This is a genomic window from Rhodococcus sp. BP22 (genome assembly GCF_014281965.1).
Taxonomy (GTDB): Bacteria; Actinomycetota; Actinomycetes; order Mycobacteriales; family Mycobacteriaceae; genus Rhodococcoides.
Window position 1 is genome coordinate 65,457 of the sequence record NZ_JACFTB010000007.1, and the last position, 13,832, is coordinate 79,288.

Here is a 13,832-nt window from a genome sequence, read left to right on the forward strand (position 1 = left end):
GACTCCGATCGTCACCGCGCACGTGATGTCTCACGTATACCGAAGCCAACCTACCTTGCCAGGATCGGCACGCTTCTGTCCGAAAGGTGGTAGATCCAGCGTGCGGCGAATGTAGCTACCATCGGCGTACATGGAACCGAAGAGCTATACCTCCGGCGAGCGAGTGTTCGGACCACCCCGCGGAACCTTCGACGCAGATTGGGCGGCAACGGCGCTGCGCTCGAACCGCCCGGAGCTCGACTTTACGACATCGGTACGTGCCGTCGAACAGGCCTGGGATCTCCTGCGAACCCGCGATCTCAGAGGCGCAGAACTGGCGAACGCGCTCGATATGGAACCCGGTCTCGCGTCGGCGGTGGCAGCCGTCGCGACCGAGATCGCAGAGTTCTACCTCGATCGGCCCTAGCGCGGAGACAAGTCCCGGCTCGACCGTCAGCACCCACTACTCCGAGCGGGCCGACGCCGGGAAGGAACGAGCCGGGAGTCATCGGGATCCGGGTGCGATTTCTACCTCCCGGTGACCCCGGTCAGCTCGTTGGGCGTGTGGGCCAGTTCGCCGGAAGTCGAAACTTCGCCGGTTGCCAGATCCACTGCGTGGACTGCGTTGCCGGCCGGATCCGACACATATGCGATGCCGTCCTGCACGAACAACGCCGGACGCGGTTCCTGCCACTTGACGGGCTCTTCCCAGGCATCGACGACCGGTATCGTCTCGGCGACGGCCTTCGTGTCGACGTCGATGATATGGAGCGCTCCGTCGGTGCCGAGCACGATCGCTTCCCCGTCCGGTCCGCGGCCGAGAGAACGGAAGGTGTAGCTGGTGCCGAGGTCTACCAGCGTGAGCTCACCCGAGGCGGTGTCGGTCAACGACACGCGGGTCGGACGCTCCAGCTCGGCATCAGGATCGCTCTTGTAGTCACCGAGCAGGATCGGTGAGTCCTCGTCGCCGGCCTGATTTCCGATTCGGCCGTAGGCGTCCGGACTCTGTACCTTGCGAATTTCGCCGTCACGGTAGATGAGCACGCCGTCCTCGCATCCCACGACTACGGTCTCATCAGCGGCAACAGCTTCACCGTGCACGCCCGGGCACTCCTCGTTCCGGGCGATCTCCTTGCGATCGGCATCGAGCACGACGATGCCCGTGCGCTCGTCTTCATTTCCGATGGTGGTGAGCAGTGAGCCATCCGAGAGCGCCACGGCGACACCATGATGAGCCTCCGGCGTCGTGTAGCTCTCGACTTCGGGCTTGCTGCCTTTCAGCAGCGCGGCCGACTCGAACATCTCGACCTTGCCGGTGCCGTCATCGAAGAGCACCGTCTTGCCGTCGTGCCGCACGACGTGTCCCGGGGTGGTTGCATCGAATTCGATGTCGGTCAGTGCGGGCGTGGACGTGTAGGACTGCGAACGGTCGGTCCATGTCCCGGCGTCGAGGGCGGTGAATGCCCCCGAACCGCTGACCACAAGGTGCCGTCCGTCGCCGGCCGGGTTGAGCCGAGTAAAACCTTCGATACCGGAGATGTCCTCGACAGTCTCGAGCGTTGTGGCGTCGAGGATCAGTACGCCGCCGTCGTAACTGGTGGCCAGCCGCGGTTTCGGCTCCGAATTGGACTGTGTAGCAGCCGTTTCGGTAGCGACGTCGGCAGACTCCGCTTCCGTGCCGGCTTCGGACGAGCAGGCCGCGAGAAGCGCGACCGAAGTGCTCAGCGCGACAACCACGCCGAGGTTGCGATACGAACGAATAATTTTCATGAACGGAAATGTACCGCTAGTTGCAAATGATTGTCAAAACCATTTAAGTACACAGTTCAAGTGTGACAACAGTTTTGGTCTGCTTCGATTCCGCAGGGGGCGCTAGGACAGGCCGGACGCGACCATCGTCGAGTTGTACTCCATCATGTCCAGGTACGTCGACGCCGCGGAGTTCTCGTCACCCAACGATTCGGTGTACAACTCGACCACCCCGATGTCCACGCCGGCCTCCGACGCCATGACCTGCGCCAACCGGTCGGGCTGCGAGGAGTCGACGAATATCGTTCTCACCCCTGCTGCACGCACCGTCCCCGCCAGGTCGGAGAGGTCCGATGCACTGGGCGAGGCCAGTGTCGTGCCACTCGGAATGATCGCTCCGATGATCTCGAAGTCGTAGCGATCGGCGAGGTAGCCGAACACGTGATGGTTGGTCACCAGTCTGCGCTTGTCCGGTGCGATCATTCCGAATCGTTCGCCCATACGCTTGTCGAGTTCGACGAGCTGCGCACCGTATTGCGCAGCAGCAGAATCGATTGCGGACTTGTCCACCCCCTCTACCGAATCCTTCACCGCATCGCGGATCAAGTCGACCACCGCACGCATTCGGTTCGGGTCGGTCCATACATGTGGGTCCTGCACTCCCGCCGACTGCCCGGTCACGTACGCGATGGGGTCGGCGGCCGGCCCTGCTTCGACGACGTCCACGCCCTCGGAGCGTGCGGCCTCGATTGTGTTTGCAACGCCGCCCTCCAACCCGAGGCCATTGGCTATCAACAGCTCAGCCGACTCGACCTGCGCGGCCTCCGACGCCGAGATTTCGAACGAGTGCGGATCCGAATTGGGCGGCATCAATACCAGTACGTCGGCCTGCTCACCGACGATGTTCGACGTGATGTCACCGAGGATGTTCGTGGTGACCACCACGGTCGGCTTGTCGGCAGCACCCGAGTCTACGCATCCAGCCGAGACAGCAACGAGCAGAAGAACCAGCAGCACTATCCTTTTCATGCGCCGACCACGCCGAACGATGCAGGCGAGAAGCCGAGATCGAGGGTGCGGGAAATACGCCCTGCGTCGCGGTAGTCGATCTCGACGACGGTGTCTGCTACTGGGTCGGAGACGTACACCCTGTTGCCGCCGACCTGCACCGACGGCACCGGGCCGTCTCCGTCGTACCGCGCGGACAGCACCGGCGTCGACGACAGTTCCGCGCCGGTCGCCCAGTCGAACGTGCGAAAGGTGCCATCCGTCTGCAGTGAGAAAATGGTCTTGCCGTCACCCGACACACCGGATGCCAGTGCCTTGTCTGCGGTTTTCGCCTCGACCCAACGGCCCGAGCGGGTGTCGAGTGCGAGTACACCCTCGGCGGTGGCCGCGGAGACGATCGCTCCCTTGCCTTGATGGTCGAACGACCATGCCCGATTTCCGACCGTCGGGTAGGGCAGCTTGGCCGTAGTGAAATCGTCCTCGACCTTCAGCACGCCATCCTCGCATGCGAGGACGAAGTAGCGCGAGAACACAGCCGCGCCATGCATCTCGGGGCATGCCCCATCGAGAGTACGCACCAGTTCGCCTGCCTCGTTGCGCAATTCGAGTGCGTTCGGCAGATCGTCCTCGTCACCCCCGCTCGATACGACGTACTGGTCGGACACTGGGACGGCGATGCCATGGTGGGGCGCGAGAGCATCGATCGTGGTGGCCACGGTGACCTCGCCCTTGCTCAGCGTGTCGAAGTCGACGACGTCTGCCGTTCCAGTGCCGTCGTAGAACACTGCCACCTTGCGGTCACCTACTAAGACGTGGGCAGGATCCTCGCCGTCGAGCGATCCGATCTCGGCCGGGTCCTTGACGTACGAGTGGGAGTGGTCTCCGTGCTCGATGGTCCACGAACCCGGATCCAGGAAGTCGACGCGTCCCCCTTCGCCGTCGACCGCGACGACGTAGCGGCCGTTCACCGTGGTCAGCTGCGCTGGATTCCCGACGTCGAAAGAACCGACGGATTCCTCGGTCGCCAGGTCGATGACCTCGATCCGTCCCGAGTCGGCGTCCGCGATCACCAGCCGCGGTTCCGAGCCCTCGACCTCCGTCGATCCAGCCTCCGCGGCGAGGTCACTCCCGGTGCGTGCAGCACCCGCCGTCGATTCGGCGGGGACTTCTCCCGAGGATTCGGTGCTACATCCTGCAATCGTCACTGTGAGTACACCAACGGTCATGATCAATTTAGGTACAGACATCAAAACTCCTCACTGAAGCGTTTACGATTCTCGGGTCGAGCGATGTCGGTCGGCCCTATCGGCTGCCTCTCCGCCTGCTTTGCTCTCGAAGCTTCCCGACTCGATTTCACGGCCGCGATCACGAAGAACTGCAGCACCGCCAGACCGGCAATGGTGGCGCCCGCTGCGGTGTTCGCGTTCCACGACACAACGAGACCGATCACTGTGGCCGACCACCCGAGCAGCGTGGCAATAATCATCGACTGCACGATCGAGCGGCCGAACAGGTACGCGGTTGCCGATGGTGCGACGAGCAAGCCGAACACGAGCAGCGTCCCGACGATGCGGAACGATGCCACGACTGCCAGCACGACGAGCCCCAGCAAAACCACGTGCGTCAGGCGGGGCCTGAAGCCGAACGTCTGCGCTTTACGTTCGTCGAAGACGAGCGCGACGAAGGGTCGATAGGCGACGACGGACACCGTCGACGCGAACGCGGCTGCGAACGCGAGGAACACCAAGTCCGTATATGTCGCGGAAAGCACGTCGCCGAATAGGAAGGCCGTCAGATCGACGGCGAAAGACCGCGCCCGCGAGACGATGACGACCCCGAGTGCGAGCATGCCGACGAAGAGCAGTCCGATGCCGGTGTCCTCCGAAAGGGACGAGTTGCGCGACACCCATGCCACTCCCCCGATCATCACCACCGCGCTCGCGGCGGCACCGACCATCAGATTGGCGCTCATCAAATAGGCGATTGCAACACCGGGCAACATTCCATGCGAGATCGCATCGCTGAGAAATGCCATGCCGCGCAACACGACCCAGGTGCCGACGAGTGCGCACAGGATCGACACAAGCATGCCGGCAAAAAGGGCACGCTGCACGAAAGAAACCGCCAGGGGGTCTAATAACCAGTCCACGGCGAGGATACTATGTGACAATGATTGTCATGAGCGAATCGGTGTCGGTGCAATCCTTGTCCGTTGCGTATGGATCGACCATTGCGTTGACAGATGTAAGCGCAAGCTTCGTGCCAGGCACCGTCACCGCACTCGTCGGACACAACGGCTCCGGAAAATCGACGCTCCTGCAGGCACTCGCCGGCATCGTGCGCCCAACCTCGGGAACGGTGAACCTCGGCCGACGGTGCGTCAGCTACGTCCCGCAACGCAGTGATGTCAACGATCGCATGCCCGTCAGTGTGCGTGAGGTGATCGAGATGGGCACCTGGCCGCGGCGCGGCATTCTCGGCCGAGCCGGTTCGGATGACAGGAAATCCGTCGACGCTGCCATCGCACGGTTGCAGCTCACCGAACTGCATTCGCGCAGACTGTCGACACTTTCCGGTGGCCAGCGTCAGCGCGCTCTCCTCGCCCAGGCACTCGTCGAGCGCGGCGATCTCGTCCTCCTGGACGAACCCACCACCGGCCTCGACGCGGAGGCCCGCGAGATCATCGACAGCGTCATCGACGACGAGGCAGCACGGGGAGCCATCGTGGTGATGGCCACGCACGACGCGGACGACGCCCGACGCGCCCACGCGAGAATCGCGCTCGGGCGGGGCGAGATCCTGAACTCGTAGGTGGTTCGTCCGGCGAAGTAGGTACTGTGCATACTGTGATGCACGGCACATACCGCGGTGTCGTCGTTCGAATCCGAGGAGTGAAGAATTTCGTGAAGAGCACCATGCAGGACACGCCGCTGTCGATCGGTCAACTCGTTCGATTCGGCACCACGATTCACTCTGCCGCCGAGGTCACTACCTGGGGTGACAACGGCCCGACGACGGTTACTTTTGGTGACTTGGGCAGGCGCGCAGCACAACTCGCACATGCACTGCGCTCCATCGGCATCGACGGTGACCAGCGCGTAGCGACATTCATGTGGAACAACGCCGCGCACATGGAGGCGTACATGGCGGTGCCCGCCATGGGCGCGGTGCTGCACACGCTCAACATCAGACTGTTCCCGGAGCAGCTCACCTACATCGCCGACCACGCTGAAGATCAGGTCATCATCGCCGACGCGAGCCTGCTACCACTGCTCACGCCGTTGCTTCCCACGATGTCGACCGTGCGCCATCTGATCGTCGTCGGCGCCGACCCGTCGGCCGTGCAGGCGCCGGCGAGCATGACAGTGCACGGTTACGAGGACTTCCTGTCCGGCCACCCCGAAGAATTCGACTGGCCCGAACTCGACGAACGATCCGCTGCGGCAATGTGTTACACCTCTGGAACCACCGGAGACCCCAAGGGTGTCGTGTACTCGCATCGCTCGATTTGGCTGCATTCGATGCAGGCATGTATGACCGACGCCATGGCAATTGCACAGTCCGACAAGGTACTTGCGATCGTCCCGATGTTCCACGCCATGTCCTGGGGACTCCCCTACGCGGCACTGATGGTGGGCGCCTCACTGATCATGCCGGACAAGTATCTACAGCCCGCACCTCTGGCCGAGATGATTTCCACTCTGCGCCCCACTGCCGCAGCCGCCGTTCCGACGATCTGGCAGGCACTGCACTCCTACCTGACCGAGCACCCCGCCGATCTGTCGAGCCTGCGCGACGTGGTGGTCGGTGGGAGCGCCTGCCCGCCGAGCCTGATGCGCGCGTTCCACGACGAGTACGGCGTTCACATCACCCAGGCTTGGGGCATGACCGAAACCTCTCCGCTAGGCACCTCCGGACGGCCCGACGCCGGACTCTCACCCGAAGAGGAGTTCGATCTTCGTTGCACACAAGGTCGATTCGTGGCCGCCGTCCGCGCTCGACTCGTCGACGACGCCGGTAAGGAACTGCCGTGGGACGGCAAGCAGGTCGGCGAACTCGAGGTTCGCGGTCCATGGATCACGGCCAGTTACTACCGCGGCGATGCCGCCGACAAGTTCGACGACGGCTGGCTCAGGACCGGCGACGTCGGCACCATCTCTTCGGGCGGATTCCTGCGGCTTACGGACCGGTCGAAGGACATAATCAAGTCCGGTGGCGAATGGATCTCCTCGGTCGAGTTGGAGAACCAGGTGATGGAACATCCCGCTGTGCGCGAGGCAGCAGTCATCGGAGTTCCCGATCAGAAATGGGACGAGCGTCCACTGGTCGCTGTCGTCGTGCGCGACGGCGAAAAGGTTTCGGCCGAGGAACTACGGGAGTTCCTTGCCGGCCGGGTCGCCCACTGGCAGCTTCCTGAACGCTGGACATTCATCGAGGAAGTACCCAAGACGAGCGTCGGGAAGTACGACAAGAAGCGGCTGCGCAGCACCCACGCCGACGGAAAGCTCGACGTCGTAGAGCTGCGATAGAGCTGTCGTAGAGCGATCTTTCGTCATCGACGGCAGATCGCTCTACGACCCTCGAAACGGATCAGACTATTCCGAGCGCGATCATCGCGTCGGCGACCTTGATGAAGCCTGCGATATTCGCACCGTGGACGTAGTCGCCGGGCTTGCCGTACTCCTCCGCGGTTTCGATCGTCCGGTGGTGGATACCGCGCATGATCGCCGCGAGTCGCTCGTCGGTGTACTCGAAGCTCCAGGAGTCGCGGGATGCGTTCTGTTGCATTTCGAGAGCGGAGGTGGCGACACCGCCCGCATTGGCGGCCTTGCCCGGCGCGAAGGCGACGGATGCGTCGCGGAACACCTGAGCCGCTGCGGGGGTGGTGGGCATGTTTGCGCCTTCGGCCACGACCTTGACACCGTTCGCGACGAGGGTATTCGCTGCGTCCCCGTCGAGTTCGTTCTGAGTTGCCGACGGCATGGCGACGTCGCAGGGCACGTCCCAGATCGACCCTGCCTCGGTGAACGTCGCTCCCGCGACGGTGTCGCAGTAGGTGCCGATACGTTCGCGTCGTACCTCTTTGATCTCCTTCAGAAGATCGAGGTCGATGCCGTTGGGATCGAAGATGTAGCCGGAGGAGTCCGAACACGCGACGACTTTGCCGCCGAGCTGGTGAACCTTCTCGATTGCATAGACCGCGACGTTCCCGGAACCTGACACGACCACGGTTTTGCCGTCGAGGGAGGTACCGAGCGCTTCGAGCATGTCGGCGACGAAGTATGCGACGCCGTAACCGGTAGCTTCACGCCGAACCTGCGAACCGCCCCAGGAGGTTCCCTTGCCGGTGAGCACCGCTGATTCGTACGAGTTGGTCAGACGCTTGTACTGGCCGAACAGGTAACCGATCTCTCGGCCTCCGACGCCGATGTCCCCGGCAGGAACATCGGTGTACTCGCCGATGTGGCGATGCAACTCGGTCATGAACGACTGGCAGAACCGCATCACCTCGGCTTCGGATCGACCCTTGGGGTCGAAGTCCGAACCGCCTTTGCCGCCACCGATAGGAAGGCCGGTGAGGGCGTTCTTGAAGATCTGTTCGAAGCCCAGGAACTTGACGATCCCCAGGTTGACGGTGGAGTGGAAGCGCAAACCGCCCTTGTAGGGTCCGAGCGCGCTGTTGTACTGCACCCTGAATCCGCGGTTGACCTGTACCGATCCGGAGTCGTCCACCCAGGGCACCCTGAAGATGATCTGCCGTTCCGGCTCACACAGGCGCTCGATGAGTCCGGCTTCGGCGTATTCCGGGCGTCGATCGATGACAACCTTGAGCGAGTCGAACACCTCGGCGGCCGCCTGATGAAACTCGGGCTCGCCGGCGTTGCGCGTCAGGACTTGCTCGTAAATCGTTTCGATCTGGTCACGCGTGGACACGCACTTGCCTCCTGAGTGAGAAATACGAAACATGACGGTAACAACTGGACCTACCTCGTGGTGAGCCCGGTTGCCTTCCAACGTCCTGACGGGCAGTTGCTGTCTCGTGGCTCACATAATTGGTATCTGAAATGCATATTGAAATATTGTCGTGACATGCAGTTGACCCGGTTCACCGATCTCGGCCTGAGAATCGTCATGCGCCTGGCCGTCGAACAGCCTGGAGATCGCCCAGGCAGCAAGGACATTGCCGAGCAATTGGCAATCTCGTACACCCATGCTGCCAAGGTGATCGCTCGTCTGTCGGAGCTCGGAATTGTCGATGCTCGTCGCGGTCGCGGTGGCGGTTTGGCTATCACCGAGCTCGGTAGAACTGCGTCGATCGGCTGGCTCGCACGTCGTCTGGAAGGCGAGTCGGAGGTCATCGAGTGTGATGGATCGAACCCGTGCCCGCTACGAGCCGGCTGCCTTTTGCGGCCGGCACTGCGGCGCGCACGAGAGGCGTTCTTCGCCTCTTTGGACGAGCTCCTGATCGAAGATGTCATCAACCAACCGACGCGCGGGGTCCTGCTCACACTTCCTGCGATGCCCAGCAGGTTGCCAACAGTGAAAACAATGATCGGGGAATAGACATGCTTTCCACAGAGTCCAAAGAGGTCATCCGGGCCACGCTCCCTGTAGTCGGTGCTGCCATCGGTGACATCACGACGACGTTCTACCGCACCATGTTCATCGATCACCCAGACTTGGAACGCAATCTCTTCAACCGCGGCAACCAGAAGCAGGGCGAGCAGCAGAAAGCGTTGGCCGGTGCCATCGCTGCCTTCGCGTCCCTGCAGCTGGAAGAGGACCAGGACCGGGTGGACATGATCCTTACCCGCATCGCCCACAAGCACGCTTCTCTGGGCATCGAACCTGCGCAGTACCAGGTTGTTTACGACTACTTGTTCGGCGCGATCGCCACCGAACTGGGAAGTGCTGTCACACCAGAAGTTGCGGCCGCATGGACCGAGGTCTACTGGATGATGGCCGACATGCTGATCTCGATGGAGGCCGGCCTGTACAAGAGCGCCGGCGTCGAGATCGGTGATGTGTGGCGACAGGTCCGCGTGCTCGATCGACGTTTCGAATCGGCAGATACCGTTTCCTTCGTGCTCGCCTCCCTCGATGGCGAGCCGCTACCGAGTTTCATTCCGGGCCAGTACCTTTCCGTCGCGGTTCACCTCGAAGACGGGGCGCGCCAGATTCGCCAGTACAGCCTGTCCTCGGCTCCAATGGACGCTGACTGGCGGATCACCGTCAAGCGCATCCCTTCGAAGGTGTCCGCAGACGGGTCGGAAGTAGCTGCCGGTGAGGTGTCGAACTACCTGTTCAACAACGTCTTCGAGGGTGACATTCTCGATGTGACCACACCGTTCGGTGACTTGATGCTCACTGACGACGATGCACCGCTGCTGCTCGTCTCGGCGGGAATCGGCTGCACTCCCATGATCGGCATGCTGAACTACTTGGCCGAAAGCAATGACACACGCTCCATCTCGGTGCTGCATGCCGACCGCACCCAGAGCGATCATGCTCACCGCGCCGAATTGGGTCACCTCGTCGATCGAATCCCCTCGGCGACCCTGCACCGCTGGTACGAGAACCTCGGCGCGCGTCCTTCGGACGATTCGATCAGCAAGGGCCGCGCGCAGCTGAACAACATCGAGATCGCACCCGAGGCGCACGCGTACGTCTGCGGACCGCTGCCCTTCATGCTCGAAATTCGCAACGCATTGATGGACAAGAACGTGGCGACCGAGAACATTCACTTCGAGGTCTTCGGTCCGGACAGCATGGGAATTCAGCGCACTGCGTAAGCAGTAGCAGTTTCTCGCCGGTGAGGTCGGGCGCCACAGCCGACCTCACCGGCTCACCTATGCACCCACAATCTCAGCGCGGGCCGAACTGACGGTCTCCCGCGTCGCCGAGTCCGGGTACGACGATGGCATCCTCGTCGAGCCCTTCGTCGATGCTCGCCGTCACCAGCCTTACCGGAAATGTCGAACTCTCCAATGCTGCAACGCCTTCCGGAGTGATCACTACGCACACGACGGCCACGTCGGTGGCTCCGCGCGCAACCAACAGTTCGATCGTGCGCAACATCGAACCACCGGTAGCCACCATCGGATCGAGAACGAACACCGGGGTACAGGTCGCGTTGTCACTGCGCGCGTCACGCATCGTCGTCAGAAGTGTTGCCGCGAGCGGATGGTCGACCACATGCATGTCCATGGCCGAAGACTAAGGGGTACCTGCCGCTGGTCTGCAGGCGAAAATGTGCCGAGCCGCCCGGTCAGCGTCGGCAACATTTGACAGGGACTTCCTCACGGCGTGCACGTTGACTCGTGACCTATGACACCTCCTGATTCCGTTGGACCCGAGAACACCGTCGGGCCCTTGAGCGATTGTCTCGTCGTAGATCTTTCCCGTGCGCTGGCCGGACCGCATGCAGCGATGATGCTGGGCGATCTCGGTGCGCGTGTGATCAAGGTCGAGTCCCCCATCGGAGGTGACGACACTCGAAGCTGGGGTCCGCCGTTCGTTCCGGACGAAGACGGCGAACGGCACTCGACGTACTTCTTGTCGTGCAACCGCAACAAGGAGTCCATTGCCCTCGACCTCAAGGGCGACGACGGCCGCAACACGCTGACCGAGTTGATCGGGCGTGCGGACGTGCTTGTCGAGAACTTCCGTCCAGGGGTCTTGGATCGCCTCGGCTTCAGCATGGAGAAGCTACATGAGCTCAATCCGCGTCTGGTGGTCCTGTCGATCACCGGATTCGGTCATGACGGACCCGAAGGCGCTCGCCCTGGCTACGACCAGATCGCACAAGGCGAAGCCGGCCTTATGTCGTTGACCGGGCCGTCGCAGGAAGAACCGACACGGGTGGGCGTCCCGATCGGAGACCTCCTGGCGGGGATGAACGGCGCCTACGGCGTAGTCGCCGCACTGCATGAGCGCAACACCACGGGCCGCGGTCGAGTGGTGCGCACCAGCTTGTTGGCCGCCATCGTCGGAGTCCACGCTTTTCAGGGCACGCGCTACACCGTTGCCGGTGAGGTGCCCCGCCCGACGGGTGGCCATCATCCGTCGATCTGCCCGTACGGGCTGTTCCACTCGGCCGAGGGTCCGGTCCAGATTGCCGTGGGCAGTGAAGGATTGTGGCGCCGCTTCGCACCCGAGTTCGGACTCGACCGCCCGGAGTGGGCTACCAATCCACAACGTGTCGCCGACCGAGATGCGGTCATCGCCGCGGTCGAGGAAAAGTTCGGTGAATGGCCGAGCGACAAGCTCCTCGGTGTGTTGGACGACCTGGGCATCCCGGCAGGAAAGGTCCGCGATCTCGCCGAGGTCTACACCTGGGATCAGACCCGCTCCCAGGGTCTGTTGATCGACGTCGACCACTCTGCTCTGGGAACGATCAGCCTGCCCGGGCCACCACTACGGTTCGACGAAGATTGCGACGGTGCCGGTATGCGGACAACTCACGCCGCGCCGCCCACCCTCGATCAACACGGTGACTCCATCCGCGCATGGCTCGAGGCTGCCAGATGACTCGCGCGGGTGCACCTCCCAGGCTTGGGGCACTCGAACTCGTCGAACTGGTCGTCGACGCCGAAAGCTTCGTCCGATGGGACAGCGAGCCTCTGGCCCCGATAGGGGTGCACGGACCACCGGAGCAGAGCTATCTCGACGAACTCGATGCAGCCCGGACGAGTACCGGGTTGGACGAGGCCGTCCTCACCGGTGAGGCGTTGCTCGATGGCCGTCGAGTCGCAATCGTCATGTGCGAGTTCAAGTTTCTGGCCGGCTCGATTGGGGTCGCGGCCGCGGAACGATTGGTGCTGGCGATCGAGCGTGCCACCGCGGAGAGTTTGCCGTTGCTTGCAGTACCTACCTCCGGTGGCACTCGGATGCAGGAGGGCGCAGTCGCCTTCATGCAGATGGTCAAGATTTCGGCCGCAGTCGCAGCGCACAAGTCCGCGGGCCTGGCCTATGCCGTCTACCTTCGCCATCCGACGACGGGTGGAGCGTTCGCCTCGTGGGGTTCGCTGGGGCACGTGACTGCCGCCGAGCCGGGTGCACTGGTCGGCTTCCTCGGCCCGCGCGTCTACAAGGCGTTGTACGGCGAGGACTTCCCGGCAGGTGTGCAGACAGCGGAAAACCTTGCCGCGCATGGTCTCGTCGACGCAGTGGTGCCCCCGGCGGAATTACGCGGCGTCGCCATCGCCGCCCTCGCTGTCCTGTGCGCTCCCCATGAGCCGCCACCGCCGGTACCGAATGTGCCGCTCGAAAGCTTGGACGATGTTCCAGCGTGGGAGTCGATCGGTCGGTCGCGACGTTCGGACAGGCCAGGCGTCCGTCGATTGGTGAAGGCGGCAGCGAACACCGTCACGCCGTTGCAGGGCACCGGTGCAGGCGAGTGGGAACCAGGATTGTTCCTGGCATTGGCAAAATTCGGTGCCTCGGCCTGTGTGCTGTTAGGCCAGGACCGCACTTTCGCAGATCTGCCGCTCGGCCCCGCCGGCCTACGGGAAGCGCGTCGCGGGATGCGCCTGGCGGAGGAACTTCGGTTACCGCTGGTCACCGTCATCGACACCGCAGGTGCCGCGTTGAGCAAGGAGGCCGAGGAGGGCGGTCTTGCCGGTGAAATCGCGCGCTGTCTGGTCGAACTGACCACGCTGACGGCACCGACGATCTGCCTGCTTCTCGGCCAAGGCGGAGGTGGGGGCGCGCTCGCGTTGCTTCCCGCCGACCGAGTGCTCTGCGCGCAACACGCCTGGCTCTCCCCTCTGCCGCCGGAAGGAGCATCCGCCATCAGGTTCCACACCACCGATCGCGCCGCCGAGATGGCCGATGCGCAGGGCGTTCGCAGCCTCGACCTGTTACGAAACGGGGTCGTCGACCGCATCGTGGCCGAGCGACCGGACGCCGCCGATGAGCCCGCAGAGTTCCTGTCGCGACTCGGCGAAGTGCTCGAACACGAGCTTGCGCAATTACTGGCCGCCGATCCTAAAGACTTGGTGGCCTCCCGCCTGGACCGCTACCGCCGCCTGGGTGTACCGCAATAACGAAAAACCCCGCCGGTTTGGGCAATCCTTGCCAGTGCTGCTACCCCG

At 63.0% G+C, this 13,832-nt stretch carries 13 protein-coding genes; 7 read left to right on the forward strand and 6 right to left on the reverse strand.

Going from position 1 to position 13,832, the window contains the following annotated elements; translation table 11 throughout:
* Positions 1–130: 130 nt before the first annotated feature.
* On the forward strand, positions 131–406 hold the full coding sequence (locus H2510_RS16265; protein WP_136171616.1) for a hypothetical protein: 276 nt from the start codon (positions 131–133) through the stop codon (positions 404–406).
* A 101-nt stretch (positions 407–507) separates the two neighbouring features.
* Here the strand turns inward: H2510_RS16265 and aztD are convergent, their stop codons facing one another.
* From aztD to aztB, 4 genes are all read right to left on the reverse strand, one after another.
* Complete coding sequence (gene aztD, locus H2510_RS16270) at positions 508–1,749, reverse strand: zinc metallochaperone AztD (RefSeq protein WP_186629351.1); 1,242 nt, start codon at positions 1,747–1,749, stop codon at positions 508–510.
* 102 nt (positions 1,750–1,851) lie between these two features.
* Complete coding sequence (gene aztC / locus H2510_RS16275) at positions 1,852–2,757, reverse strand: zinc ABC transporter substrate-binding protein AztC (protein WP_186629352.1); 906 nt, start codon at positions 2,755–2,757, stop codon at positions 1,852–1,854.
* A complete protein-coding gene (locus H2510_RS16280) occupies positions 2,754–3,983 on the reverse strand; it encodes a hypothetical protein (protein ID WP_222438823.1) in 1,230 nt (409 codons plus the stop codon). Before H2510_RS16280 ends, aztC begins: the two co-directional genes overlap by 4 nt.
* Entirely contained in the window at positions 3,983–4,885 is a 903-nt protein-coding gene (gene aztB, locus H2510_RS16285) for a zinc ABC transporter permease AztB (RefSeq protein ID WP_186629353.1), read from the reverse strand. The genes H2510_RS16280 and aztB overlap by 1 nt, the downstream gene beginning before the upstream one ends.
* Positions 4,886–4,914: 29 nt before the next feature.
* On the opposite strand from aztB, the gene aztA reads away from it, so the two are divergent.
* Both aztA and H2510_RS16295 read left to right on the forward strand, forming a co-directional pair.
* Positions 4,915–5,547: a zinc ABC transporter ATP-binding protein AztA gene (gene aztA / locus H2510_RS16290; protein ID WP_261392980.1), complete on the forward strand. Its 633-nt coding sequence runs from the start codon at positions 4,915–4,917 to the stop codon at positions 5,545–5,547.
* A gap of 92 nt (positions 5,548–5,639) precedes the next feature.
* Positions 5,640–7,265: a long-chain fatty acid--CoA ligase gene (locus H2510_RS16295; RefSeq protein WP_186629517.1), complete on the forward strand. Its 1,626-nt coding sequence runs from the start codon at positions 5,640–5,642 to the stop codon at positions 7,263–7,265.
* Between the two features lie 61 nt (positions 7,266–7,326).
* Here the strand turns inward: H2510_RS16295 and gdhA are convergent, their stop codons facing one another.
* The gene (gdhA, locus tag H2510_RS16300; RefSeq protein WP_186629355.1) at positions 7,327–8,670 is read right to left on the reverse strand and encodes an NADP-specific glutamate dehydrogenase; all 1,344 of its coding nucleotides are present in this window, start codon (positions 8,668–8,670) and stop codon (positions 7,327–7,329) included.
* A gap of 156 nt (positions 8,671–8,826) precedes the next feature.
* Between gdhA and H2510_RS16305 the strand changes: the two genes are divergently transcribed.
* Together H2510_RS16305 and H2510_RS16310 are read left to right on the forward strand one after the other, a co-directional pair.
* Positions 8,827–9,300, forward strand: coding sequence for an Rrf2 family transcriptional regulator (locus H2510_RS16305; RefSeq protein ID WP_186629356.1), 474 nt, complete (start codon positions 8,827–8,829; stop codon positions 9,298–9,300).
* A gap of 2 nt (positions 9,301–9,302) precedes the next feature.
* Entirely contained in the window at positions 9,303–10,529 is a 1,227-nt protein-coding gene (locus H2510_RS16310; RefSeq protein ID WP_186629357.1) for a globin domain-containing protein, read from the forward strand.
* A 73-nt stretch (positions 10,530–10,602) separates the two neighbouring features.
* Here H2510_RS16310 and H2510_RS16315 read toward each other — a convergent pair whose 3' ends face one another.
* The gene (locus H2510_RS16315; protein WP_186629358.1) at positions 10,603–10,944 is read right to left on the reverse strand and encodes a uracil phosphoribosyltransferase; all 342 of its coding nucleotides are present in this window, start codon (positions 10,942–10,944) and stop codon (positions 10,603–10,605) included.
* Positions 10,945–11,064: 120 nt separating this feature from the next.
* On the opposite strand from H2510_RS16315, the gene H2510_RS16320 reads away from it, so the two are divergent.
* Entirely contained in the window at positions 11,065–12,267 is a 1,203-nt protein-coding gene (locus H2510_RS16320) for a CaiB/BaiF CoA-transferase family protein (protein ID WP_186629359.1), read from the forward strand.
* Complete coding sequence (locus H2510_RS16325; RefSeq protein WP_186629360.1) at positions 12,264–13,784, forward strand: carboxyl transferase domain-containing protein; 1,521 nt, start codon at positions 12,264–12,266, stop codon at positions 13,782–13,784. The genes H2510_RS16320 and H2510_RS16325 overlap by 4 nt, the downstream gene beginning before the upstream one ends.
* Positions 13,785–13,832 lie beyond the last annotated feature (48 nt).

What these genes read in the sequence shown, in the direction of transcription:
- H2510_RS16265 (WP_136171616.1), top strand. Translation starts at nt 131, where the DNA reads ATGGAACCGAAGAGCTATACCTCCGGCGAGCGAGTGTTCGGACCACCC.
- aztD (WP_186629351.1), bottom strand. Translation starts at nt 1,749, where the DNA reads ATGAAAATTATTCGTTCGTATCGCAACCTCGGCGTGGTTGTCGCGCTG.
- aztC (WP_186629352.1), bottom strand. Translation starts at nt 2,757, where the DNA reads ATGAAAAGGATAGTGCTGCTGGTTCTTCTGCTCGTTGCTGTCTCGGCT.
- H2510_RS16280 (WP_222438823.1), bottom strand. Translation starts at nt 3,983, where the DNA reads ATGTCTGTACCTAAATTGATCATGACCGTTGGTGTACTCACAGTGACG.
- aztA (WP_261392980.1), top strand. Translation starts at nt 4,915, where the DNA reads ATGAGCGAATCGGTGTCGGTGCAATCCTTGTCCGTTGCGTATGGATCG.
- H2510_RS16305 (WP_186629356.1), top strand. Translation starts at nt 8,827, where the DNA reads ATGCAGTTGACCCGGTTCACCGATCTCGGCCTGAGAATCGTCATGCGC.
- H2510_RS16310 (WP_186629357.1), top strand. Translation starts at nt 9,303, where the DNA reads ATGCTTTCCACAGAGTCCAAAGAGGTCATCCGGGCCACGCTCCCTGTA.
- H2510_RS16315 (WP_186629358.1), bottom strand. Translation starts at nt 10,944, where the DNA reads ATGGACATGCATGTGGTCGACCATCCGCTCGCGGCAACACTTCTGACG.
- H2510_RS16320 (WP_186629359.1), top strand. Translation starts at nt 11,065, where the DNA reads ATGACACCTCCTGATTCCGTTGGACCCGAGAACACCGTCGGGCCCTTG.
- H2510_RS16325 (WP_186629360.1), top strand. Translation starts at nt 12,264, where the DNA reads ATGACTCGCGCGGGTGCACCTCCCAGGCTTGGGGCACTCGAACTCGTC.